This window comes from Staphylococcus equorum, assembly GCF_029531845.1.
Lineage (GTDB): Bacteria > Bacillota > Bacilli > Staphylococcales > Staphylococcaceae > Staphylococcus > Staphylococcus equorum_C.
Genome location: NZ_JAMBPV010000004.1, coordinates 206,147 through 230,715 on the forward strand (window position 1 = coordinate 206,147; position 24,569 = coordinate 230,715).

The 24,569-nt window shown below is 32.7% G+C and carries 23 protein-coding genes; 18 read left to right on the plus strand and 5 right to left on the minus strand.

What is annotated here, in order from left to right; genetic code table 11:
* The 3 genes from M4L39_RS07325 to M4L39_RS07335 are packed head-to-tail and all read left to right on the plus strand — an operon-like array spanning position 1 to position 3,690.
* Positions 1–1,083, plus strand: a complete 1,083-nt coding sequence (locus tag M4L39_RS07325) for an ABC transporter ATP-binding protein (RefSeq protein ID WP_277581449.1) — start codon at positions 1–3, stop codon at positions 1,081–1,083.
* Positions 1,073–2,017, plus strand: coding sequence for an ABC transporter ATP-binding protein (locus tag M4L39_RS07330; RefSeq protein ID WP_277581450.1), 945 nt, complete (start codon positions 1,073–1,075; stop codon positions 2,015–2,017). The genes M4L39_RS07325 and M4L39_RS07330 overlap by 11 nt, the downstream gene beginning before the upstream one ends.
* 20 nt (positions 2,018–2,037) lie before the next feature.
* Complete coding sequence (locus M4L39_RS07335; RefSeq protein WP_277581451.1) at positions 2,038–3,690, plus strand: peptide ABC transporter substrate-binding protein; 1,653 nt, start codon at positions 2,038–2,040, stop codon at positions 3,688–3,690.
* 394 nt (positions 3,691–4,084) lie between these two features.
* Here M4L39_RS07335 and trpS read toward each other — a convergent pair whose 3' ends face one another.
* On the minus strand, positions 4,085–5,074 hold the full coding sequence (gene trpS / locus M4L39_RS07340) for a tryptophan--tRNA ligase (protein WP_277581452.1): 990 nt from the start codon (positions 5,072–5,074) through the stop codon (positions 4,085–4,087).
* A gap of 304 nt (positions 5,075–5,378) precedes the next feature.
* Between trpS and spxA the strand changes: the two genes are divergently transcribed.
* The 5 genes from spxA to M4L39_RS07365 all read left to right on the plus strand — a co-directional run bounded on the left by spxA (position 5,379) and on the right by M4L39_RS07365 (position 10,585).
* Positions 5,379–5,774: a transcriptional regulator SpxA gene (gene spxA / locus M4L39_RS07345; RefSeq protein ID WP_002483765.1), complete on the plus strand. Its 396-nt coding sequence runs from the start codon at positions 5,379–5,381 to the stop codon at positions 5,772–5,774.
* Positions 5,775–6,115: 341 nt separating this feature from the next.
* On the plus strand, positions 6,116–6,835 hold the full coding sequence (gene mecA, locus M4L39_RS07350; protein ID WP_277581453.1) for an adaptor protein MecA: 720 nt from the start codon (positions 6,116–6,118) through the stop codon (positions 6,833–6,835).
* Positions 6,836–7,016: 181 nt separating this feature from the next.
* Positions 7,017–8,015, plus strand: a complete 999-nt coding sequence (locus tag M4L39_RS07355) for a competence protein CoiA (RefSeq protein WP_277581454.1) — start codon at positions 7,017–7,019, stop codon at positions 8,013–8,015.
* A 54-nt stretch (positions 8,016–8,069) separates the two neighbouring features.
* Positions 8,070–9,878 carry an oligoendopeptidase F gene (gene pepF, locus M4L39_RS07360; protein WP_277581455.1) on the plus strand — a complete coding sequence of 603 codons (1,809 nt, stop codon included), beginning with the start codon at positions 8,070–8,072 and terminating at the stop codon, positions 9,876–9,878.
* Positions 9,879–10,192: 314 nt separating this feature from the next.
* On the plus strand, positions 10,193–10,585 hold the full coding sequence (locus tag M4L39_RS07365) for an NAD(P)H-binding protein (RefSeq protein ID WP_277581456.1): 393 nt from the start codon (positions 10,193–10,195) through the stop codon (positions 10,583–10,585).
* Between the two features lie 299 nt (positions 10,586–10,884).
* On the opposite strand, the gene yjbH is transcribed toward M4L39_RS07365, so the two are convergent.
* The 3 genes from yjbH to M4L39_RS07380 all read right to left on the minus strand — a co-directional run bounded on the left by yjbH (position 10,885) and on the right by M4L39_RS07380 (position 12,734).
* Entirely contained in the window at positions 10,885–11,673 is a 789-nt protein-coding gene (yjbH, locus tag M4L39_RS07370; protein ID WP_002508097.1) for a protease adaptor protein YjbH, read from the minus strand.
* 17 nt (positions 11,674–11,690) lie between these two features.
* Entirely contained in the window at positions 11,691–12,062 is a 372-nt protein-coding gene (locus tag M4L39_RS07375; protein WP_277581457.1) for a truncated hemoglobin YjbI, read from the minus strand.
* Positions 12,063–12,149: 87 nt separating this feature from the next.
* Positions 12,150–12,734: a CYTH domain-containing protein gene (locus M4L39_RS07380; protein WP_277581458.1), complete on the minus strand. Its 585-nt coding sequence runs from the start codon at positions 12,732–12,734 to the stop codon at positions 12,150–12,152.
* 188 nt (positions 12,735–12,922) lie between these two features.
* On the opposite strand from M4L39_RS07380, the gene M4L39_RS07385 reads away from it, so the two are divergent.
* The 7 genes from M4L39_RS07385 to fabI all read left to right on the plus strand — a co-directional run bounded on the left by M4L39_RS07385 (position 12,923) and on the right by fabI (position 19,897).
* Positions 12,923–13,270 (plus strand): hypothetical protein, encoded by a 348-nt coding sequence (locus M4L39_RS07385; RefSeq protein ID WP_277581459.1) that lies wholly within the window; start codon positions 12,923–12,925, stop codon positions 13,268–13,270.
* 16 nt (positions 13,271–13,286) lie between these two features.
* Positions 13,287–13,922, plus strand: coding sequence for a GTP pyrophosphokinase (locus M4L39_RS07390; RefSeq protein ID WP_277581460.1), 636 nt, complete (start codon positions 13,287–13,289; stop codon positions 13,920–13,922).
* 11 nt (positions 13,923–13,933) lie between these two features.
* The gene (locus M4L39_RS07395) at positions 13,934–14,743 is read left to right on the plus strand and encodes an NAD kinase (protein ID WP_069818042.1); all 810 of its coding nucleotides are present in this window, start codon (positions 13,934–13,936) and stop codon (positions 14,741–14,743) included.
* Positions 14,743–15,597: an RluA family pseudouridine synthase gene (locus M4L39_RS07400; protein ID WP_277581461.1), complete on the plus strand. Its 855-nt coding sequence runs from the start codon at positions 14,743–14,745 to the stop codon at positions 15,595–15,597. The genes M4L39_RS07395 and M4L39_RS07400 overlap by 1 nt, the downstream gene beginning before the upstream one ends.
* A gap of 12 nt (positions 15,598–15,609) precedes the next feature.
* A complete protein-coding gene (gene mgtE, locus M4L39_RS07405; RefSeq protein ID WP_277581462.1) occupies positions 15,610–17,010 on the plus strand; it encodes a magnesium transporter in 1,401 nt (466 codons plus the stop codon).
* Positions 17,011–17,019: 9 nt separating this feature from the next.
* Complete coding sequence (locus tag M4L39_RS07410) at positions 17,020–18,864, plus strand: monovalent cation:proton antiporter family protein (RefSeq protein WP_277581463.1); 1,845 nt, start codon at positions 17,020–17,022, stop codon at positions 18,862–18,864.
* Positions 18,865–19,126: 262 nt separating this feature from the next.
* Entirely contained in the window at positions 19,127–19,897 is a 771-nt protein-coding gene (fabI, locus tag M4L39_RS07415) for an enoyl-ACP reductase FabI (RefSeq protein ID WP_277581464.1), read from the plus strand.
* Between the two features lie 182 nt (positions 19,898–20,079).
* Here the strand turns inward: fabI and cozEa are convergent, their stop codons facing one another.
* Positions 20,080–21,165 (minus strand): lipoteichoic acid biosynthesis protein CozEa, encoded by a 1,086-nt coding sequence (gene cozEa / locus M4L39_RS07420; protein ID WP_277581465.1) that lies wholly within the window; start codon positions 21,163–21,165, stop codon positions 20,080–20,082.
* Between the two features lie 340 nt (positions 21,166–21,505).
* Between cozEa and M4L39_RS07425 the strand changes: the two genes are divergently transcribed.
* The 3 genes from M4L39_RS07425 to M4L39_RS07435 all read left to right on the plus strand — a co-directional run bounded on the left by M4L39_RS07425 (position 21,506) and on the right by M4L39_RS07435 (position 24,516).
* A complete protein-coding gene (locus M4L39_RS07425) occupies positions 21,506–23,077 on the plus strand; it encodes an alanine/glycine:cation symporter family protein (protein WP_277581466.1) in 1,572 nt (523 codons plus the stop codon).
* A gap of 97 nt (positions 23,078–23,174) precedes the next feature.
* Positions 23,175–23,921 carry an esterase family protein gene (locus M4L39_RS07430; protein WP_277581467.1) on the plus strand — a complete coding sequence of 249 codons (747 nt, stop codon included), beginning with the start codon at positions 23,175–23,177 and terminating at the stop codon, positions 23,919–23,921.
* An 85-nt stretch (positions 23,922–24,006) separates the two neighbouring features.
* The gene (locus tag M4L39_RS07435; RefSeq protein WP_002508084.1) at positions 24,007–24,516 is read left to right on the plus strand and encodes a YjcG family protein; all 510 of its coding nucleotides are present in this window, start codon (positions 24,007–24,009) and stop codon (positions 24,514–24,516) included.
* The last annotated feature ends 53 nt before the right edge of the window (positions 24,517–24,569 follow it).

A 24,569-nucleotide genomic window follows, 5' to 3' on the forward strand; every position in this document is an offset into this window, starting at 1 on the left:
ATGTCAGAACGAGTATTAGAAGTGAATAATTTGCATGTTTCCTTTGATATCGACGCTGGGGAAGTGCAAGCGGTTAGAGGTGTTGATTTCTTTGTCGATAAAGGTGAAACACTCGCAATTGTTGGTGAATCTGGTTCGGGGAAATCAGTTACAACGAAAGCAATCACTAAGTTATTTCAAGGTGATGCAGGAAGAATTAAAAAAGGTGAAATTAATTTCTTAGGTGAAGATTTAGCAAAGAAATCAGAACAAGAATTAATCAAGCTTAGAGGTAAAGATATATCTATGATTTTCCAAGATCCAATGACTTCTTTAAACCCAACGATGAAGATTGGCAAACAAGTTATGGAACCATTGATGAAGCATAGAAATTATAATAAAGCAGATGCGAAAAAACGTGCTTTAGAAATATTGAATTTAGTAGGTTTACCAAATGCAGAAAAACGTTTCACTGCTTATCCGCACCAATTTTCAGGCGGACAAAGACAAAGAATCGTTATTGCAACAGCACTTGCATGTGAACCTAAAGTATTAATTGCTGATGAACCAACAACAGCATTAGATGTAACGATGCAGGCACAAATTTTAGAGTTGATGAAAGAGCTTCAAGATAAAATTAGTACGTCAATTATATTCATCACACATGATTTAGGTGTGGTTGCGAATATCGCAGATCGTGTAGCAGTAATGTATGGTGGTCAGATGGTAGAGACTGGAGATGTAGATGAAATATTCTATGATCCTAAACACCCATACACATGGGGGTTATTATCATCAATGCCAGATTTAACTACAGGTTCAGAAACAGAATTGCTAGCTATACCAGGGACACCACCAGATTTATTACATCCACCTAAAGGAGATGCTTTTGCAGAACGTAGTCAATTTGCATTAGATATAGACTTTAAGACACCGCCGCCTTGGTTTCAAGTTTCACCTACACACTTTGTGAAATCGTGGTTGTTGGACGAACGTTCACCTCATATTGAGCCACCAAAAATGGTGCAGAAACGTTTACGTAAAATGCCAAATAATTACGATAAACCTCAACAAGTAGAAAGGGTGTCGTTCGATGGAGAATAATAAAGATGTGCTATTACAAGTAAAAAACTTAAAACAATATTTTAATGAAGGTAAACGAAATGAAGTCAGAGCCATCGAAAATATTTCTTTCGATGTATTTAAAGGGGAAACATTTGGCTTAGTAGGAGAATCAGGCTGTGGTAAATCAACTACAGGCAAAGCCATTATTAAACTGAATGATATTACAGATGGTGAAATTCTATATGAAGGTGTAGATATTCAAAAAATAAAAAATCGTAAAGACTCATTGAAATTTAATAAAAAGATACAAATGATCTTCCAAGATCCCTATGCATCATTAAATCCGCGTTTAAAAGTTATGGATATCGTAGCTGAAGGTATTGATATACATAAACTTGCTACCGGCGTTAAAGATCGTAAGAAACGTGTTTATGACTTATTGGAAACAGTAGGGCTAAGTAAAGAGCATGCGAACCGTTATCCACATGAATTTTCAGGTGGTCAACGACAACGTATCGGTATTGCACGTGCATTAGCAGTACAACCAGAATTTATTATAGCTGATGAACCGATTTCTGCATTAGATGTTTCTATTCAAGCACAAGTTGTAAACTTGTTATTAAAATTACAGAAAGAGCGTGGCATTACATTCTTATTCATCGCTCATGACCTTTCAATGGTGAAATACATTTCTGACAGAATTGCAGTGATGCATTTCGGTAAAATCGTTGAGTTAGGCAGTGCTGATGAAATTTACCATCATCCTATGCATCCTTATACTAAATCTTTACTTTCTGCTGTACCTCAGCCAGATCCTGAAAGTGAAAGAGTGAGAAAGAGAACGGTTTTTAAAGAAGATGCTGAAAATAATGACAAACGTTCATTGCATGAAGTACGAGCGAACCATTATGTATTTACAACAGATGAAGAAGCGGAAAAACTGAAATCTGAAACACATGAAACATCTGTATAAAAGGGGAAAGGGGGATTATGATGAAAAAGTTTAAGTTATTTACGATACTTATTGCGCTGTCAGTAGTATTAGCTGGTTGTGGTAGCGCTGAAGGTGTCTACTCAGATAAAGGACAAGTATTCAGAAAAGTGTTACCACAAGATATTACTTCACTGGATACGGCATTGGCAACTGATACAGTGACATTTGATTTGTATAACCAAATTTATGAAGGATTATATACATTAGATAAAGATGACAAAGCGCAGCCAGGTGTAGCCAAAGCTTTGCCTAAAGAAAGCAATGGTGGTAAAACATTAACGATTGAATTGCGTAAAGACGCGAAATGGTCAAATGGGGATCCAGTTACTGCTCATGACTTCGAGTATGCATGGAAGCGAGTAGTTAACCCTGAAACAGCGTCCGAATATGCCTATATTATGTATGACTTGAAAAATGCTGAGGATATTAATATGGGGAAAAAAGATGTGGATGAATTAGGCGTAAAAGCACTAGATGACCATACATTAAAAGTGGAATTAAATAAACCGATTCCTTATATTAATGAAATGTTCGCGTTCGGTACATTTATGCCACAAAATGAAAAAGTTGTGAAAAAGAATGGACAACAATATGCGACTACAGCTGATAAAGCTGTATTTAACGGGCCATTTAAAGTAAAAGATTGGAAAGTTGAAGACAAAATTCAACTTGTAAAAAACGAAGACTATTGGGATAAAGAAGCGGTTCATTTAGACCGAGTAAATTATAAAGTGTTAAAAGATCAACAAGCTGGTGCTTCTTTATATGATACAGGCTCTGTTGATGATACTCTCATTACAGCAGATCAAGTTGATAAGTATGCAGATAATCCAGGTTTGAAAAAACGTTTGTTAGCAAGTACATTCTTTATTAAGTTAAGCCAGGACAATGTTCCTGCATTTAAAAATAAGGATATGAGACTTGCGATTTCACAAGCTATTAATAAAGAAGGTTATGTAAATGCTGTTAAAAATAATGGTTCGGAAGCAACAGATGGTTTCACTGCAAAATTAACTGCTGAAACTCCTGATGGTAAAGATTTTACTGAGACTATCGATTCACCATTATCATACAACCCAGAAGCTGCCAAAGAACATTATGAAAAAGCTAAAAAAGACTTGGGCATAAAAGATCTGACATTTACGATGAATACAGAAGATACGCCGGATGCAAAAATTTCAGCTGAATATATCAAAGCTCAAGTAGAAAAAACTTTACCTGGTGTCACATTGAAAATTAAACAATTACCGTTTAAACAACGTTTAAATCAAGAATCGTCAGAAACTTTTGAAGCTTCATTATCTGGTTGGGGGCCTGACTATCCAGACCCGTTAACGTTCTTAAACATTATGACAACAGGTAATGCACAAAATAATACCGGTTGGGGTAGCAAAGAATATGATCAGTTAGTTGAAGATGCTAATGGCGAATTACTGAAAAAACCTGAAGAACGTAACGCCGCTATGAAGAAAGCAGAAGAAATCATGCTAAATGATGCACCAGTCGCACCGATTTATCAAAAAGGGGAAGCACATTTAACGAATCCACAAGTTAAAGGATTAATCTATCACCAAATTGGTGGAGATACATCTCTAAAAAATGTAAAAATAGATAAAAGTATTGATCGTGAAACTGGTAAAAAGAAAGAATAGTTAGTATAGATTTAAATAATAGTGAATTAAATATTATAAACAGCACATCAACAGGAGGTTGGTGTGCTGTTTACTTTTCATATTAAACTAAAATTTTACTAGTTAGTCTTATTTGAAATCGAGACAACCTTTCTTGTTCAATTAGTTATATATTTATTTTTTATTTGTGTGTGGCTTAATATAAGGTCAATCGATTATGATGAATGATTAATTATATTGTTTTTTTAAATCGGCAGATATTTGGGCCGACTCCTGACGAGTTAATAAAGTACTAGGCGAAGATTAAAGGTTGAAGCTGAGCCTGCGGAAAGCGTGCACAAAAAAATGCCAACAAAGTCAGTGACTTTGTCGACACTCTGGCATATTCTAATAAAATAGGATGTGCTTCTTGTAATTATCTTTTACGACCTAAGCCCATAGCTTTTTCCATTTTTTTCAATGTTTTGAAAGAAACTTTTTGTGCTTTATCTCTACCATTATCTAAGATAGTATCTAATTCATCTGAATTAAAATAGTAATCAAATTTTTCTTGGAAATCTGTTAAGAATTCTTTTACGATTTCTGCTAAGTCTGATTTGAACACACCGTAATTAGAGTCTTTATATTTAAGTTGTAATGACTCTAGAGATTCATCAGTTAGACTAGAGTAAATTGATAATAAATTAGAAATACCTGGTTTGTTATCTCTATCAAATTTAATAATTCCGTCTGAATCAGTTACTGCACTTTTGATTTTTTTAGCTGCAGTATTTGGTTGGTCAAGTAAGGAAATGAAGTTTTTTTGATTGTCATCACTTTTACTCATTTTTCTAGTGGGATCCTGTAAACTCATAACACGACCGCCAACTTTGGGTATGCGTATTTCTGGTTTAATTAATATATCGTTAAAACGAGAATTAAATCTATCTACTAAGTTTCTTGTTAATTCTATATGTTGCTTTTGGTCATCGCCTACAGGAACAATATTCGTGTTGTAGATTATAATATCTGCAGCCATTAACGGTGGATATGTAAGTAAACCAGCTGGAACGCCTTCAGACTGTTTTGTAGCTTTATCTTTAAATTGTGTCATACGTTCCAATTCTCCAATAGAAGAGATCGTAGTGAGCATCCAACTTGCCTGTATATGCGCTGGTACTTCTGATTGTATAAATAATGTGGATTTCTCTGGATTGATACCAGAAGCTAAATAAATCGCTGCAAGCTGTCTTGTTTGCTTACGTAACTTCAAACGATCTTGTGGAACAGTAATTGCGTGCTGATCCACGATGCAGAAGAAACAATCGTAATCGTCTTGGACTTCACTAAATTGTTTCAATGCACCGATATAATTACCAAGTGTTGGAATACCACTGGGCTGGATACCTGAAAATAATGTTTCCATTTTTAGATGCCTACCTTCTAAAATTTAATTTAATTCATATTACGTATATTATAACAGTATTTCAATCATTTGTAATTTATGTTAAACTACAGACATATCAATATTTCTACCTGAATTTATTGAGAAATGCTTTTATTTTAAATTTTTTGATAAAAATTAAAGAATTCTCATTTAATTTTAATGTTGAAAGGGTATACTTTGATTGTAAGGTTAAGGAAGACAAAGTTTACTTGAAAGTTTCTTAATCATATGAATATTGAAATCTAATGAATTTAAATTCATGAAAAATAGGAGAGTGAGATGTATGGTAACATTATTTACTTCACCAAGTTGCACATCTTGCCGTAAAGCGAAAGCATGGTTACAAGAACATGACATTCCGTATACGGAGCGTAACATTTTTTCAGAACACTTAACAATTGACGAAATCAAACAAATTTTAAAAATGACTGAAGACGGAACAGATGAAATTATATCTACACGTTCTAAAACTTACCAAAAGTTAAACGTTGATATAGACGCATTGCCGCTTCAAGATTTATATTCAATTATCCAAGATAACCCTGGTTTATTACGTCGTCCAATTATTTTAGACGAAAAACGTTTACAAGTTGGTTATAACGAAGACGAAATCAGACGTTTCTTACCAAGAAAAGTACGTACGTTCCAATTACAAGAAGCGCAACGTATGGTTGACTAAAACAAATCATAATTTACAATATTGGCCATAAAGTAGCATGTTTATGTTGTTGCTTTATGGCTTTATTATATTTAGCATAACAAATAGACTCAGAGTGAGGTCAAATGAACCGGTTTTTAATTTCATTACTTTTAAAATAAGTAGACATTTGATTAGAGGATGACAACAGCGAAACAGCACTTGGTATATAGTGCTGTTTTTTTGGCTTATGTTAGGGTATGTGTTAATATAAGAGACCAATTAGGAAATAGTAAAAATTAATGAAACAAATCAATTGTAATTATTACTACGTTCTAATACAATAATGATTACTATTCATCGACTGTAAGGAGTGAGATGATATGAGAATAGAGCGTGTTGACGATACTACTGTTAAATTATTTATAACATATAGTGATATAGAGGCTAGAGGTTTTAAACGTGAAGATTTGTGGACAAATCGCAAACGTGGTGAAGAGTTCTTTTGGAACATGATGGAAGAAATCAACGAAGAAGAAGATTTTGTAGTTGAAGGACCTTTATGGATACAAGTACATGCTTTTGAAAAAGGTGTTGAAGTAACAATATCTAAATCTAAAAATGAAGACCTTATTAATATGTCAGAGAATGGCGATAATGAACAACTTGATTATCAAGTAAATGATTTATTATCACAGACGTTTGACCAAGATGATAGTTTAGAAGATTTATTTGAACAACGTCAACAACAAAAAGAAAGCAACCACAACCAAGAAAATAACGACCGCAAACAACAAAGTACACGTACAGTAATTGTTAAATTTAACGAATTAGAAGAAGTTATTGATTATGCGCATCATAACAATCAATCAATAGATGACTTTGAAGATTTATTATACAGTTTTAATAATATATACTACTATGCTGTTCATTTTGATGAAACAGTGGATCAAGAATCAATTAATGATAGTTATAGTCAATTACTTGAATTCGCATATCCTACTGACAAATCAGAAGTATATTTAAACGACTATGCAAAAATTATTATGAGTCATAATGTCGCGTCACAAGTACGTCGTTACTTCCCAAGTGTGACAGAATAATATAAATGTTTTGAATTTAAAATGGAGACCTACTGAAATTTAATTTTCAGTAGGTCTTTTTGTATAGCTTGTTTTATTGACCGCTCAATTATTAGTAGCATATAAATAATTTTCAACTATTACTATATTTTAAAAGTAATTACACATTAGTAACAGTGTAATTAAATGAGGTGGTAAATTTTTGTTATGTGCAAAAAGCGAAAGCAACCAAATCATATCAGCAATGATTGCTCAAAAAGGGCATCAATATAAATGTCCACATTGTAATAATAAAGTTATCTTAAAAAAAGGCCGATTAATCGCACCTCATTTTGCCCATATAAGTAAAAGAAAGGTCACATGTAATAAAGGAGAGACCTTAGAACACTATCGTCTTAAATATCAGCTTGCTCAATGGTTTGAAAAATATAATTATGATGTTGCCATAGAACCTTATATAATAGAATGTTATCAATATCCTGATTTAATCATAAATCATAGCGTAGCAATTGAGTTACAATTTTCACAAATTACGGTATTAAATATAAAAAAACGTAGTATATCATTACAAAAATGTGGGCTAGATGTTGTATGGATTATTAATAATCCAAATTATGATAAGATAACACAAATCTTAATACTTACTACATATGAACGGACTTTTATTAATATAAAAGAGCGCCATTTATTTGCTTGGAATCATTACACTCAACAACTGTACAAATATAAGATTATACAATATTTAGGTGGTAAACGTTATGTTGCGATAAGAGAAGTCATTTCAAATGATGCTTTGATATATACTTCGACTCAAAGAAATATTCAACAAAATAATTTAACTTTAAAATTAAGTGACACTGCTATCATTAAATACTTGAAAAATTGTCGGAATAGGCGGTCGGTACTTGAGCCGAGCCTTAGCGTTATGTACCAATTACAATTATCAGAAGCATGGGTAAGTAAAAACCTTGGCATTGTTTTTCCAGAACAATTATATGTGAAATCTCATCCTGTATATTGGCAATTACAACTTCTGTTCATGTTAGAGGATGTACAATTTAAGTTAAGTGATTTTATGAAATTAATTGAGTATAATGAATTTTATATCGGCGATATTAATAAGGAAGAAATTGCTAATAAAATGGTTAGAAAATTTCAGAAATTGAATTATAGAATTGGACGTAATAACGTGCAAAAATGACTGTTACGTGAGAAAATTATAATAATGAACTTTATAGGAGGTTTACTTAATATTATGACTGAACAATTAACAAGAGAAGAACAAGAACGTAAATATCCTGAATATACTTGGGATTTAACTACTATTTTCGAATCAGATGAAGCTTTTGAAGCAGCATTTAAAGAAGTAGAAAATAACATAGGACAAGAAGAACAATTTAGAGGTCATTTAGCTGATAGCGCAGAAACACTTTATAACGCATTAGCTTTAGAAGACGAACTGGGTTCTCAACTGGAAAAAGTATACGTATATGCACATCTAAAACAAGATCAAGATACTGCAAATGATAAGTACACGGGGTATGAATCACGTGCGCATCAACTTATTATTAAATTCAGTTCTGGATGGAGTTTCTTGGTACCAGAAATTTTACAAATTGATGAAGCGCAAATCCAAACTTTCATTGAATCTAATGATGATTTAAAACGTTACGCATTTGATTTGAAACTGATTAATGAAAAACGCCCGCATGTTTTAAGTGCAGATAAAGAAAAATTACTTACTGAAGCACAAGATGCCTTATCAACATCAGATAATGTATATGGTATGTTTAGTAATGCTGATTTAGAATTTGAAGATGCCATTGATAAAGATGGTAATCATCATTCATTAACTCAAGGCACGTTTATAAAATGTTTAGAATCAGATGATCGTATTTTACGTAAATCTGCATTTGAAAATTTATATAAAGCTTATGGCGCATATAACAATACATTAAGCGCAACATTAGCCGGAGAAGTGAAAAAAAATGTGTTTAATGCCAGAACACATAATTACGAAACTGCAAGAGCAGCAGCTTTAAGTAATAATCATATTCCAGAGGAAGTATATGATAATTTAGTTAAAACTGTGCATAACTACTTACCATTATTACATCGCTATACGAAATTACGTAAAGACTTATTAGGTTTAGAAGATATGAAGATGTATGATCTTTATACACCTTTAGTTAAAGATGTAAAATTTGAAATGCCATATGAAGAAGCAAAAAATTGGATGATAAAAGCATTACAACCTATGGGCGAGGAATACATGAAAGTCGTTGAAGAAGGGTTAAATCATCGTTGGGTAGACGTATATGAAAATAAAGGTAAACGTTCAGGCGGTTATTCTTCAGGTGCGCATTTAACTAATCCATTTATATTATTAAATTGGTCTAACACAGTGTCTGATTTATATACATTAGTTCATGAATTTGGTCACTCTGCGCATAGTTATTTCAGTCGTCAAAACCAACCAGCCAATTCAAGTGGTTATACAATTTTTGTAGCAGAAGTAGCTTCTACATGTAATGAGGCATTATTAAGCGACTATATGGACAAACATTTAGATGATGAACGTAGACTATTACTACTTAATCAAGAACTTGAACGTTTCCGTGCAACATTATTTAGACAGACAATGTTTGCTGAATTTGAACATAAAATTCATCAAATCGAAGAAGCAGGAGAACCACTTACAGCAAATCGTATGAATGAAGAATATGCAGAATTAAATAGACAATATTTTGGTGATTCTGTTGAAACAGATGAAGATATTAGTAAAGAATGGTCAAGAATTCCTCACTTCTATATGAATTATTATGTGTATCAATATGCAACAGGATATAGTGCGGCTCAAAGTTTAAGTCATCAAATTTTAACTGAAGGTCAACCAGCAGTAAAAAGATATATTAATGAATTCTTGAAAAAAGGTAGCTCAGATTATCCAATTGAAATACTTAAAAATGCAGGTGTAGATATGACAACTCCTGAACCAATTGAACAAGCTTGCCAAGTATTCGAACAAAAATTAGATGCTTTTGAAAAGCTAATGAAAGCTTAGTATGAATGTATTCGTTTTCAATATGACAAGTTTGTGACAAAGTGGATTTATTTAATCTAAATGGTTGAAAGGCGCAATTTAGCGTGTTATATTATAAACATGAAATTAATCACATAACAAACATACCCCTTTGTTTGAAGTGAGAAAATTTCTCCCATCCCCTTTGTTTAGCGCCGTGTAATCAGACACGGCGTTTTTTTATATCCTTTTTTAAATAAATCCAAAAATATGAATAACTATTCGTTTGACTTCAAAAAATTAAAACTATAAAATTATCTTGTACTTATACTAAATACAAGTAAGAGGTAGTATATATGAAATTAGCAATTGTAGCGGCAAATGGTAAAGCAGGGCAACTCATTACGAAAGAAGCTTACGATAGAGGTATAGATGTGACAGCCATTGTGAGAAGTTCAAATAAAACAGTAACAGATCAAGTGATTCAAAAAGATTTATTTGATTTAACAACGGATGACATTGCAGAATTTGATGTAATTATCGATGCTTTTGGACAACCTGATGAAAATAAATTAGATGAACATAGTAAATCAATGAAACATCTGGGCGATTTAGTAAGTAACAGCAACAAGCGTTTATTAATTATTGGTCGGGCAGGTAGTTTATATGCAGATTTTGCTCAAGCAATGGTAGATGAAGCTGTAAAAGCACAGCAAATACAACAACGTTTTGCTGTATTTGCAAAATAAGATAATATTGTAAAATATTCTGAGATAATTTTACTGTTCAGAGTATAAAATTCCGAAATATAAATAGTAATTTGTATAGATTCCTGACTAGTTAATAAAACGCGTGTCGAGGATTACAGGTTGAGATTGTGTCCTAGGTAAAAGGGTATAAAATATATAAGATAAATTTACAGTTGTAGAAAAGCATACAAAAAAACTGCCAACAAAAAATCATGAGATTTTGTTGGCAGTCTGAGATAGCCTTTAAGGCTATCTTTTTATTTGCTGAAATTATGTGTAGTCATCTATTTAGCACACAATCAAATTTTAGATCTCCAAAATTTTCCATCTGGAGATTTAAGCTTTTCTATTTTTTGTTGTAACGCTAATTTTTTCAGTTCTTTATTCATTAATTTTTCAGGCCATTCATAAATGGTAAGTAACTCTTCTTTGGTAACTAATTGCTGTTGTTGTATATAACCTTCTAGTGTAGGCGGTAATTTTTTTTCAATAGGTGTTCCAATGAGTTCATTTATGATATACGTATAGATGTGATAAGGATAGAGGCCTTCAACTTTCAAACCTTCTTCGTGAACATCTTCGTTAAAGAATACAAGCGAAGGCGCTTCTTCAATCTCCATTTCTCGTGCGATGTGCAAGTCTACTTGTAAGCTTTCTTTCAAATAGCTACTATGCAAATCTTCTTTAAACACTTCATAATCTAACCCTGCGTTACTTATGCAATTATTGACCATAGATTCAGTGATTATATCTCTTTTAGGTATGATTTCATTTTGCACAAGGTGTATAAAACGTTCTGCACGTAAACGTCCTTGAAGTTCAGCAGCCTTATATGCGAGGGCAATATTATCTAAGTCTGATGTGCTCTGCGCTTGGCATTTTGTTAAGACACGTAATGACGGGTTTAATATATGTCTTATACTGATATATTGCTTATACTCTATACGTAATTTAGAGAGAATTGCTGATAATTTAAAGCAATCTTTACTGAATGGGTCGAAAAAAGAATAAATTTCTATCTTACTCACAGGTGAAAGATTCGCATCTTCACGACTATTAGCATGTATTAATTTTAATTCTTCAGTCATGTACATTTCACCTACAATTAGTTTTCGGTATTAACCATATGATTCGCTGTTAAACGCAATCTTTCATACAAATAATCGCCGACACCTGCTTGGAAATTTGCATGCTGAATAGCACTATACATATTTTCAAGCCATGCGTCGCGTTCGTTGTTTGTTATTATAAACTCCATATGACGTCTTTTTAACATTGGATGACCATGTTCTTCTGAATAAAGGCTTGGTCCACCTAAAAATTGAGTCAAGAATTGTTTTTGTTTTCTACTTGTTTCTTGAAAATCTCCAGGAAACAAATGGTTAATTCTGTCGTCTTTTTCCACTAAGAAATAGAAATGGTCAATCATCTTATATAATGCGTCATGTCCAATGATTTCGTAAGGTGTCTGTGCCATTTTATCACCATATTCTCTTAATATATAACTAATATAACATGAATATTTGCATTTGGAAGTAATTCGACTTTTTAAACTTGTGCGCAATTAGTTGTTGTTCAAATTTGATTTGCGATTGAAAAATCTTTGTACTTTATTTTCGGGAGTTTCATGTTTAATGTCGAATGTTTCAAGAATCATTTTAAATTGAATTAAACCTTCATCATAATCTTCAACTTCATATTCCAATTCATAATCTTGATAATTTAAGTAGTCACTTCTATCTAATACGAGTAAGTTGCCTTGAATTTCTTTTTCTAAACGTGAAGTAGTCAAAGCACCAAGAATCACAAGCTGATTAACGTCAACATTCATTTTATTTAATTGCTGGGTAATTTCTAATGGCAAATCACTTGCGGCTAAAGCTTTATTTAATTCTGGTATAACATGTGTTTCAAAATTATATTCCATCAAGCCAACTTCAGCAGGTACTTTCAAGGTCATTTCATAGAATTTATCTTTTACGCGTATTCTTAAAGCAGAGTTATGTGAGCGTAAATCAAATTGCTCAGTATCTATATAATAGTTTGTTTGACTGAAGGGTTGCATGTCTAGGAAATACTTATTATATATAGATTGGTACTGTGATTGAGATAATAATTGTTTGAATTCAATTTCATTGTTAGTTGCCACGAGAAACACTCCTTTAAAGCATATAATAATTTATTTTAAAACACTTACGACATAATTTAAATTGAACTGCATTTTAAAATTAAAAATACTTCAGACATTATGCTAAATTGTTGTCATAACATTAGCCTTGTAACGTGTTATGTACGATAGAATTATGTTAAAATGATGAAGAATAAGGAGGAACAAGCATGCGTATTTATGTAAATGAAATTAAAGTAACAGAAGATAGTATCAATTGTTATACAGAAGCGTCTACAGAAGGTCTGGAAGAAGCAGGACAAATGCTTGTTGACAGTGATAATTATAGTTTCGCATATATCTTGGATGATGGACAATCGTATTCATATTTGATTTTTGTTCAAGAAACTTGGTCTATGCTACACGAAAACAAAGGTAAGAAAATAATAATAAATGATGAATTAGAATTACAGCAGTTCGAAAGGGAATTTAATTACATATTGGATAACATACAAGGTAATTTAAATTATGGTAAAGAGTTTGTTTCCGTTGTAGAAGATACTTTCGAATTAGAGTGAAGCGGAGTGAGGTATTATGAATCAATGGGATCAGTTTTTATCTCCATATAAACAAGCAGTGGACGAATTGAAAATTAAATTAAAAGGCCTTAGAAAACAATATGAAGTAGAAGACAATGCTTCGCCAATTGAATTCGTAACTGGTCGTGTCAAACCAATGACTAGCATTATTGATAAAGCAAATAAGCGTCAAATTTCTTTTGATCGATTACATGAAGAAATGTATGATATTGCAGGATTACGCTTGATGTGTCAATTTGTTGATGACATTGATGTTGTGGTTAATTTATTAAGACAACGTGAAGATTTTAAGGTTGTGGAAGAACGGGATTACGTTAGTAATACTAAGCAAAGTGGTTATCGTTCATTCCATGTTATTATTGAATATCCTATTGAAACCTTAAAAGGGGAAAAGAAAATATTAGCAGAAATTCAAATCAGAACGCTAGCCATGAACTTTTGGGCCACTGTTGAACATACATTACGTTATAAATATGATGGAGATTATCCACCTGAGATTCAACATCGCCTGGAACGGGCAGCAGAAGCAGCGTTTTTACTTGATGAAGAAATGTCGGAAATTAAAGAAGAAATTCAAGAAGCACAAAAGTATTATTCTAAAAAACGCTCTAAGAAACACAATAATGACTAAGGGGTGTAATCATGCGTTATACGATATTGTCTAAAGGTGATTCAAAATCAAATGCACTGAAACATAAAATGATTAACCACATGAAGGATTTTCAAATGGTTGAAGATCCAGATAATCCAGAGATAGTTATATCAGTGGGTGGCGACGGGACGCTGTTACAAGCTTTCCATCAATATAGTCACATGCTATCTCGTTGTGCATTTGTAGGGGTACATACTGGTCATTTAGGATTTTATGCGGACTGGTTACCACATGAAGTAGAAAAGTTAATTATCGAAATTAATAATTCAGAATTTCAAGTCATAGAATATCCTTTGTTAGAAATTATTGTGCGTTATAACGATAATGGTTACGAAACAAGATATTTAGCTTTAAACGAGGCAACTATGAAAACAGAAAATGGTTCTACTTTAGTTGTCGATGTGAACATACGAGGTAATCAATTTGAACGATTTAGAGGTGATGGTTTATGTGTGTCTACACCATCAGGTTCAACGGCGTACAATAAAGCCTTAGGTGGCGCACTAATTCATCCATCTTTAGAAGCAATGCAAATTGCAGAAATTGCTTCTATCAATAATAGAGTGTTTAGAACAGTGGGTTCACCTTTAGTATTGCCTAAACATCATACGTGTTTAATTACACCAGTTAACCATGACACGATATTAACTACTATTGATCATGTAAGCATAAAACATAAAAATGTTAATGCTATACAATTTAGAGTAGCAAATGAAAAAGTAAGGTTTGCGAGATTTAGACCATTTCCTTTCTGGAAAAGAGTGCATGATTCCTTTATCTCTAGTGGGGAAGATGAGTAATGAAATTCACATATGATATTGAAATTCCAGAAATGGTAAGAACATTTTTACAAAAAAATCATTATTCTAAGCGGACTATAAGCGCCATTAAACATAATGGCGCTTTAGTTGTTAATGGACAGCCAGTTACAGTTAGAAAACAATTGGAAATTGGTGATGTGCTTCAAGTTCATTTAGGTCAAGAAACACCGAGTTTGAATTTGCTGCCATTTACGGATAGTTTGAATATCTTATATGAAGATGAATATTTACTTGTTGTATCGAAACCTGCACTTCAAAATTGTGCGCCCTCGAGAGATCATAAACATTTCAGTTTAGTCGAACAAGTATTAGGATATTTTAACCAGTCATCCCTCTCAATCACCCCTCATATCGTTACACGGATAGATCGGAATACATCTGGCATCGTTATTTTTACTAAACATGGATTCATACATCATTTAATGTCTCAAACACAGGTTGATAAACGATACTTATGTATATGCCATGGGAATTTGAAAGATGAGGGCTTGATTGATGCACCTATTGCAAGGGATCCAGCTAGTATTATTCAACGCCAAGTCAACGTGAAGGGTAAAGAAGCTAGAACACGTTTTAAATGTCTTCAACGTTCCGAAGATTATAGTTTGAGTGAAGTACATTTATTAACTGGTAGGACACATCAAATACGTGTGCATTTTCAACATATAGGACATCCAATTGTGGGTGATGATTTATATGGAGAAGCGCATCCAGCTTATGCACATCAACTATTACGCTGTGTACGCGTATCTTTTATTCACCCAATCACGTATAAAAAGATTGAAATAAATGACGAGTATAGAGCAATAGAATCTATATTTAATATGATATAATTTTTAACATTCATGGAGGTGGGGTCATTGGCTAATGAAAAGGATTCAATCACTTTAGAGGATGAACAAGTATATGATCAAGCATTGCTAGATAATTTGTTGTTTGAAAATCATATCGATGAATTCAGAAATGAATTTTTAGCGATGCATACATATGAACAAAGTGAATACTTTGAAGACAGTAATGAAGAAATTCGTCAAAGAATATTTGAAGTATTATCACCAGAAGAAGTAGCTGATTTCTTTGAGCAATTAGAAATTGACGAAGATGAATATGAATCACTTTTTGACACTATGGATGCCGAGTATGCGAGTAAAGTGCTAGAAGACATGTCTTATGATAATGCTGTAGACATAATGAATCAGTTATCTAAGCAAAAAATTGTTAGCCTGCTTACATTAATGAAACGTGAAGATGCTAAAGAAATCAAAGCATTATTACACTACGAAGAAGATACCGCTGGTGGTATCATGACGACAGAGTATATTTCTTTAAAAGCGACAATGCCAGTTAAAGAAGCGATGATGCATGTAAAAGAACAAGCGCCAGATGCCGAAACAATTTATGTCATTTTCACAGTGAATGATAATAAACAACTTGCAGGCGTACTTTCGTTAAGAGATTTAATTGTTGCTGAAAATGATGCATACATTGAAGATATTATGAGTGAACGTGTGATTAGTGCTAATGCTGCAGATGATCAGGAAGACGTTGCTCAAAAAATGCGAGATTATGACTTTATTGCAATGCCAGTAGTAGATTATCAAGACCATTTACTTGGTATTATCACTATTGATGATATTTTAGATGTTATGGATGAAGAAGCCAGCGAGGACTACTCACGCTTAGCTGGTGTGTCAGATGTTGATGCAACCAATGATTCCATTATAAAAACAGCTAGAAAACGCTTGCCTTGGTTAATCATATTAACATTTTTAGGTATGATTACTGCCACAATTTTAGGCTCTTTTGAAGATACTTTATCACAAGTAGCATTATTAGCTGCCTTTATTCCAATTATAAGTGGGATGTCAGGTAATTCCGGCACCCAATCGCTTGCCGTTTCAGTACGTAACATTTCAACTGGTGAAATTTACGAACAAAGTAAATTTAGAGTAGCACTCAGAGAAACAGGAAGCGGTTTTTTAAGTGGTTTAATTTGCTCAATCTTGCTATTTTTAATTATAATGATACTTTATGGTCAACCAATATTAGCAGTGATTGTAGGCGCTAGTTTGACGATAGCAATGACAGTCGGTACATTAGTAGGTTCAATGATTCCGTTAGTTATGAATAAGCTGAAAATCGACCCTGCAGTGGCGAGTGGACCTTTTATTACAACAATTAATGATATTGTAAGTATGTTAATTTATTTTGGTTTAGCAACGTCATTTATGTCTTATTTAACATAGGAGGGTTATATGGAATTTCTATCGCTTGTTGTCGTTGTATTAGCGGCATTTTTAACACCAATTTTAGTCAATAGACTACATATTAGTTTTTTACCTGTCGTAGTTGCTGAAATATTAATGGGGATTGTCATTGGACACTCATTTTTAAATTTAGTAGAGCGCGATGCGATGCTTAATATTTTATCCACTTTAGGATTTATCTTTTTAATGTTTTTAAGTGGTTTAGAAATAGATTTTAAAGCATTTAAAAAAGATAAAAGTTCAACAGCACAAGAAGAAAAATCTAAAAAACAAGAACCTGGGCATTTACAATTAGCAGTTATTGTATTTATGGCTATTATGATTATTTCAATTGTATTTGCTTATATGTTTAAATGGTTCGGTTTAATTGATGATGTCTTACTTATGGTAATTATTATTTCAACAATTTCTTTAGGTGTAGTAGTACCAACTTTAAAAGAAATGAACATTATGCGCACTACAATAGGTCAATTTATCCTACTTGTTGCTGTACTAGCAGATTTAGTGACAATGATACTACTTACAGGTTATGGTGCGATGCATGCTTCTGGCAGCACATCACTTTGGTTAATTGGTAGTTTAGTTGTATTTACACTTATCTTTTATTTCTTAGGAGGTATCTTCAAGAAAGCACAATTCCTGCAAATGTTGATGGATGGTACGACACAAATTGGAATACGTGCAGTCTTTGCATTGATCATTTTGTTAGTAGCATTAGCAGAAGGCGTAGGAGCTGAAAATATACTTGGAGCATTCTTAGCAGGTGTCGTTGTATCATTATTAGGTCCTGATGAAGATATGGTAGAGAAGTTAGATTCATTTGGTTATGGTTTCTTTATTCCTATATTTTTTATAATGGTAGGGGTAGATTTAAATATTCCAGAGTTAATTAAAGAACCATCGCTATTATTAATTATACCCTTTTTAATATTAGCATTTTTAATTTCGAAATTAGTTCCTGTGTTTTACATACGTAGATGGTTCGATATGAAAACAACGATTTCTTCGGCCTTTCTACTAACTTCAACACTATCTTTAGTAATCGCATCGGCGAAAATCGCTGAACAATTAGGTACTATTTCTAGTGAAATATCAGGTATTTTAATACTAAGTTCAGTTATTACCTGTGTCTTTGTACCTATTGTCTTTAAAAAGATGTTCCCAATGCCAGATGAAGCAACAAGACAAATTGAAGTTAGCTTAATCGGTAAAAACCAATTAACAATACCTATCGCTCAGAATTTAACTTCACAGCTTTATCAAGTTTCACTTTACTATAGAAATGACTTAAGTGATAAACGAAAGCTATCTGATGCCATTTCTATGGTTGAAATTGGAGATTATGAAGAAGAGTTGTTGGAACGTTTAGGGTTATTTGAAAGAAACATTGTAGTATGTTCAACAAATGACGATGATATCAACCGAAAAGTTGCTTTGATGGCCAAAGAACATGGCGTGAAACGTGTGATTTGTAGGTTAGAATCAAGCTCTGGTGATGTTGAACTACAAAAAGAAGGCATAGAAATCTTCAGTAGTTATTTGAGTAACAAAATATTACTGAAAGGTTTAATTGAAACACCCAATATGCTTAATCTTTTAAGTAATGTTGAAACCTCACTATATGAAATTGCAATGTTAAATCACCAATATGACCAAATTCAATTACGTAATTTCCCATTCGATGGTGATATTATCTTTGTACGTATCATTAGAAATAATGAGTCTATCGTGCCTCATGGTGATACACAATTACGTTATAGAGATAGAGTGATTGTAACTGGCTCTAAAGAATATGTAGATGAATTGAAACGTGAATTAGAATTTTATTATTAATAAAGAGTACAGCGTTAAGTTAAAAAGTGATTTTTATGTTTTTTACCACTGACGCTGTATTTTTATAATTATGTTAAAAATGTCTTTTATTCGATTGAAGGCATAGATATTTATTAAATACCTTATAGATAGCAAAAAAACTGTTTAAACAATCAAACCAATGTTAAAATAAGGGATATTGGAATCGAGCCAATGAATCAAAGCTTTCTGATAATTTCTCGAACCGGTTTAAAATGAATACATAAATAAAGGAGTTATTCTCATGTTTAATTTAGAAAATAAAACGTTTGTCATTATGGGTATTGCTAATAAACGTAGTATCGGATTTGGTGTAGCTAAAGTATTAGACCAATTAGGTGCAAAATTAGTATTTACATATCGTAAAGATCGTAGTAAAAAAGAGTTGGAAAAATTAGTAGAACAATTGAATCAAGAAACACATCATATGTACCAAATTGATGTTCAAAAAGATGAAGATGTTGTCGACGGTTTTGCTAAAATTGGCGAAGAAGTTGGAAACATTAATGGTGTATACCATTCAATCGCTTTTGCAAATATGGAAGATTTACGTGGTCGTTTTATAGATACTTCTCGCGAAGGTTTTTCATTAGCGCAAGATATAAGTTCTTATTCGCTAACAATTGTGTCACGCGAAGCTAAAAAATTAATGCCTGAAGGTGGTAGTATCGTAGCTACAACTTATTTAGGTGGCGAATTTGCTGTTCAAAATTATAATGTTATGGGTGTTGCTAAAGCAAGTTTAGAAGCTAATGTCCGTTACTTAGCATTAGATTTAGGTGAAGACAATATTCGTGTGAATGCAATCTCGGCAGGGCCAATTCGTACATTAAGTGCAAAAGGAGTAGGCGGATTTAATACGATTTTAAATGAGATAAAAGAACGTGCACCATTAAAACGCAATGTGGACCAAGAAGAAGTAGGTAAAACTGCGGCATACTTATTAAGTGATTTCTCTAGTGGTGTAACTGGCGAAAACATTCATGTTGACAGTGGATTCCATATCGTTAAATAATAACCAAAACACCTCTAACCGCAATGTATGGAATTTAATATTGCAATTAGAGGTGTTTTTTATTTAAACATAAAAGTGGTACTATGATGACAAACTAAAAGCTGAAAGATCCTTACAAATGTAAAGGATCTTTCAGCTTTTTTGGTTAAATAACAATAAAATTTTTCGATTTTATAAACTAGCTAATCTTTGACGTCACTATTAGCTGCTTCAATGAGCTGTTGTCTATACCGGAAGACATTACGAACGATAGATTTAATAACAGCATATAGCGGTACAGCAACAAGAATGAGTACAAAGCCACCAAGATTACCTGCTGCTAAAATCACAACAATAATTGTTAATGGGTGAATATTTAAAGATTTACCCATAACATTTGGAGTAATGACATTTCCTTCTAGCTGTTGAGCAATCAGTGTAATGATACAGACCCATATAAATATTGTCGGGCTTTGTATAATACCAATAATTCCAGCTGGTACAAATGCCATCCAAGGGCCTAAGAATGGGATCATATTGGCAAGACAGGCAAACATAACAAGTAACAATGTATAGTTAAGTCCTAAAATAGAATAACCAATATATAAAATAACACCTAAAATAATACTTACAGTTACTTGACCTTGAATATAAGATTTAACTGTTTCGTTTAAGTCTTTCAATAATTCAACTACGAATACTTTTCTATCTCCTTTAAACAATCTTGCAATAAAAGGAATGAACCTTTCGTGGTCTTTTAACATATAAATTAGGAAGAATGGCACCATGATGAGTAGAAACATAGTAGAAATAAATGATGTCACGAATCCTAATGAGTTAGATAATATACTAGTAGCTCCATCACTCATTGACTTAATCATATTATTAATTCTGTCTGTTACATCTGCTGGTAATCTTTCCATTTGATCTAAAGCAAAGTTAACAATGTGTTGAACTTCATTTTGTAGTGATGGGATTTGTTTAATTAATTTTGAAATTTGTTCTATTATCAGCGGTGCCAGATAACCTACAAAACTGCTTATAATAATGACTAACCCAATCAGGATAATTGTGATACTACCCCAACGTGGAACTTTGTTTTTTTCAAGTATTTTTTGAAAAGGTAAACAGATATAGAATAAGAAGCCACTAAGTAATAGTGGTAACAATACTGATTGAATAATAACCATAAATGGTGTGAAGACACTATGGACTTCCATTACTAATTTGATTAGCAAAAACAGGATAAGTAAGGCAACACCTGTTCTAAACCAAACCTTATTAAGCATAGGACTTTTCCTCCTAAAAAATCGTATTTGAAGTACTATTTAGTATATCTCAAATAGTCACAGAACAAAAGATAAAAATTGATGTCAATTCGTTGAATAATTAAATCGATTCGAATTACTTTATAGAATATTAAGGGAAGTCACATTATACATTAAATAGTGTAAAATTATTTCTTTGGAGCATTTAAGTTATTGAAAAATTTTATTATTAATTAAAAAATAGAAATATATAAATTGTGAAAAAGATAACTTATGAAATGCGTTGCACGGAATATTTTATATGTGTATAATGATTAAAAATATATCATTATACATAATGGTACAACAAGGGGGATACGTTATGTTAGAGAGTTTACTTACGTGGTTGTATGATATTGTATGGAGCAAGCCTTTAGTCTATGGTTTGTTACTTACAGGGGTATTGTTTTCATTTATGATGCGCTTTTTCCAAGTTAGGCATTTTAAAGAAATGATACGTCTAATGTTTCAAGGGGAGAAATCACCTACTGGTATATCCAGTTTCCAAGCGATTGCGCTATCATTGGCAGGTCGTGTAGGGACTGGTAATATCGTAGGTGTGTCGACTGCCATATTCATTGGTGGTCCTGGTGCAATATTCTGGATGTGGGCGTCAGCATTTTTAGGGGCTGGTAGCGCATTTATTGAATCTACACTCGGTCAGATTTATAAAAGGGAAGAAAAGGGGCAATACCGAGGTGGTCCAGCATTCTATATCGAATATGGTATCAAAGGTAAGCTCGGCAAAATCTACGGTTTAATCTTTGCTGTAGTAACAGTAATTTCAGTAGGTCTATTATTACCAGGTGTTCAATCCAATGCAATTTCTAGTTCAATGAAAAATGCGTTTAGTTTTGACCCTTGGATAGTCGCAATATTTTTGGCGGTATTAATTGCTTTAATCATATTTGGTGGTATTAAATGGATTGCAAACGCTGCAACAGCAGTTGTTCCGTTTATGGCAATTTTATATGTTTTAATGGCAGTCGTTATTATATTTATTAATATCGAACAAGTTCCGGCGCTCTTTGCTTTAATTTTTAAATCTGCATTTGGTTTTGAAGCAGCATTTGGTGGTATCGTTGGTGCTATGATTGAAATTGGTGTGAAAAGAGGACTATATTCAAATGAAGCTGGTCAAGGGACTGGGCCACATGCTGCGTCTGCAGCAGAAGTATCTCATCCAGCTAAACAAGGGCTAGTACAATCATTCTCAGTATATATTGATACACTCTTTGTGTGTACGGCAACAGGTTTAATTATTTTACTTTCAGGTACATATAACGTCACTGATGGTGGGACCATGTCAGATGGTAAAGCAAGCATGATTAAAGATAACGGTATATTTGTAGAAATGTCAAACGGGGATAAAGATTATTCAGGTACAGCAATGTACGCGCAAGCAGGTATTGATAAAGCATTCCAAGGTAGTGGCTATCAATTCGATCCTGCATTCTCAGGAATAGGGTCATACTTCATTGCGATTGCACTATTCTTCTTTGCCTTTACAACAATATTGGCATATTATTATATTGCTGAAACCAATATTACGTATTTAACTAGAAAAAGTTCGAAAAAAATGACTTTTATTTATATTAATATCACTAGAATTGTGCTCATTGCAGCTACAGTATATGGTGCAGTGAGAACTGCTGATGTAGCGTGGATGATGGGTGATTTAGGTGTTGGTATGATGGCTTGGTTAAATATCATTGCTATTTGGATATTGCATAAGCCAGCAATTAATGCCTTGAAAGATTATGAGAAACAGAAGAAAGCACTTGGATCAGGTAAAAGAGCCATTTATAAACCAGATCCTAAAAAATTACCTAATGCTGTCTTCTGGCACAAAGATTATCCTAAACGACTAAAAGAAGAAAAGTTTGAGGAATAACACTGTCTTCAATTTATAAAAAAGTTAAGTTGAAATATTTTAAAATAATGCGTCTCTTGGTACAATGTCATTAAGACTACTAGGGGGCGCATTATTTATGTATGATTTTCAACCAGGAAGAATTAATAAAATTAGTTTTCCTAGCGAATTATTAGAAAGAGATGTCACACTATCTATTTATTTACCAAAGGATTTTTCAGAATTATTTAAGTACAAAGTCATATTTTGTTTTGACGGTTTAGATTTTTTTAGTTTTGGAAGAATTCATAGAAGTTATGAAAGTTTACGTGAAAAAAATGAAATTGAAAAAGCAATCTTTGTTGGTTTTCATTATGAAGATGTTGACAAACGACGTGCAGAATTTCATCCACAAGGTGCACGTACACATTTAACTGTAAAAGCAGTAGCGAATGAAATTTTACCTTTTATTGATCGAACGTTTCCTACATATAAAGTAGGTAATGCACGCATATTACTTGGAGATAGTTTGGCTGGAAGTGTTGCGTTAATGACAGCTTTATCTTATCCAAGAATCTTTAGTCAAGTCGGCTTATTGAGTCCACAACATGACGAAGTGATTCAAACTTTAATTGAACGATGTCAATTTCAAGAGCAGTTAACAATATGGCATGCTGTTGGTTTAGAAGAAGACGACTTTGAGTTACCAACAAACGGTAAGCGTGCAGATTTTCTAACGCCTAACCGCGAACTGAAATCTATTATTGAAGCAAATAACTTCACGCATCATTACATAGAGTTTGAAGGCGGCCATAGATGGAAATCATGGAAGCATTTACTCGATGATTTACTAAAGTATTTTTTGTCAGATAATATTTCGTTTTAATAATCTGAATAAAATTTAGTTTAAAGTAACGAATTTTTCAGAAATTTGATATAATGTAATTATGTTAAACAAAGGAGGAATTTAAATGATTTTAGGATTAGCATTAATTCCGTCAAAAGCGTTTCAAGATGAAGTGAATGCATATCGTAAGCGTTATGATGCTCACTATGCGTCAATTATGCCGCATATCACGATTAAGGGGCAATTTAAAATAAACGATAGCGATTTAGAATCTGTCAAAGAGACGATTAAATCTAGACTTGAGGGTATACCAGCAGTTGATGTTCATGCAACAAAAGCATCGAACTTCGCGCCGATTACCAATGTCATTTATTTTAAAGTTGAAAAAACTGAAACTTTAGAAAAATTATTCTACAAATTTAACAATGGTGATTTCCATGGCGTTCCGGATCACTCATTTGTACCACATTTCACAATTGCGCAAGGGCTAACAAGCCAAGAGTTTGAAGATATTTATGGACAATTGAAATTAGCGGGCATTGATTATAAAGAAACAATTGAACAACTTTCTTTAGTTTATTACGATGAGAAAGATGAAAAATGGAAAGTATTAGATAACTTTAATTTAGCTTAAAATAATACCCCATTAGTAGCATCTATGATTGCTTACGATTAAAAAATGGAATT

Coding starts and splice junctions, on each gene's coding strand:
- M4L39_RS07385 (WP_277581459.1), top strand. CDS start 12,923: ATGCGTATTTATGTAAATGAAATTAAAGTAACAGAAGATAGTATCAAT.
- cozEa (WP_277581465.1), bottom strand. CDS start 21,165: ATGCTTAATAAGGTTTGGTTTAGAACAGGTGTTGCCTTACTTATCCTG.
- mecA (WP_277581453.1), top strand. CDS start 6,116: ATGAGAATAGAGCGTGTTGACGATACTACTGTTAAATTATTTATAACA.
- M4L39_RS07335 (WP_277581451.1), top strand. CDS start 2,038: ATGAAAAAGTTTAAGTTATTTACGATACTTATTGCGCTGTCAGTAGTA.
- M4L39_RS07325 (WP_277581449.1), top strand. CDS start 1: ATGTCAGAACGAGTATTAGAAGTGAATAATTTGCATGTTTCCTTTGAT.
- yjbH (WP_002508097.1), bottom strand. CDS start 11,673: ATGACTGAAGAATTAAAATTAATACATGCTAATAGTCGTGAAGATGCG.
- M4L39_RS07400 (WP_277581461.1), top strand. CDS start 14,743: ATGAAATTCACATATGATATTGAAATTCCAGAAATGGTAAGAACATTT.
- trpS (WP_277581452.1), bottom strand. CDS start 5,074: ATGGAAACATTATTTTCAGGTATCCAGCCCAGTGGTATTCCAACACTT.
- M4L39_RS07425 (WP_277581466.1), top strand. CDS start 21,506: ATGTTAGAGAGTTTACTTACGTGGTTGTATGATATTGTATGGAGCAAG.
- mgtE (WP_277581462.1), top strand. CDS start 15,610: ATGGAGGTGGGGTCATTGGCTAATGAAAAGGATTCAATCACTTTAGAG.
- M4L39_RS07430 (WP_277581467.1), top strand. CDS start 23,175: ATGTATGATTTTCAACCAGGAAGAATTAATAAAATTAGTTTTCCTAGC.
- M4L39_RS07390 (WP_277581460.1), top strand. CDS start 13,287: ATGAATCAATGGGATCAGTTTTTATCTCCATATAAACAAGCAGTGGAC.
- M4L39_RS07435 (WP_002508084.1), top strand. CDS start 24,007: ATGATTTTAGGATTAGCATTAATTCCGTCAAAAGCGTTTCAAGATGAA.
- pepF (WP_277581455.1), top strand. CDS start 8,070: ATGACTGAACAATTAACAAGAGAAGAACAAGAACGTAAATATCCTGAA.
- M4L39_RS07365 (WP_277581456.1), top strand. CDS start 10,193: ATGAAATTAGCAATTGTAGCGGCAAATGGTAAAGCAGGGCAACTCATT.
- M4L39_RS07395 (WP_069818042.1), top strand. CDS start 13,934: ATGCGTTATACGATATTGTCTAAAGGTGATTCAAAATCAAATGCACTG.
- M4L39_RS07375 (WP_277581457.1), bottom strand. CDS start 12,062: ATGGCACAGACACCTTACGAAATCATTGGACATGACGCATTATATAAG.
- M4L39_RS07410 (WP_277581463.1), top strand. CDS start 17,020: ATGGAATTTCTATCGCTTGTTGTCGTTGTATTAGCGGCATTTTTAACA.
- fabI (WP_277581464.1), top strand. CDS start 19,127: ATGTTTAATTTAGAAAATAAAACGTTTGTCATTATGGGTATTGCTAAT.
- M4L39_RS07330 (WP_277581450.1), top strand. CDS start 1,073: ATGGAGAATAATAAAGATGTGCTATTACAAGTAAAAAACTTAAAACAA.
- spxA (WP_002483765.1), top strand. CDS start 5,379: ATGGTAACATTATTTACTTCACCAAGTTGCACATCTTGCCGTAAAGCG.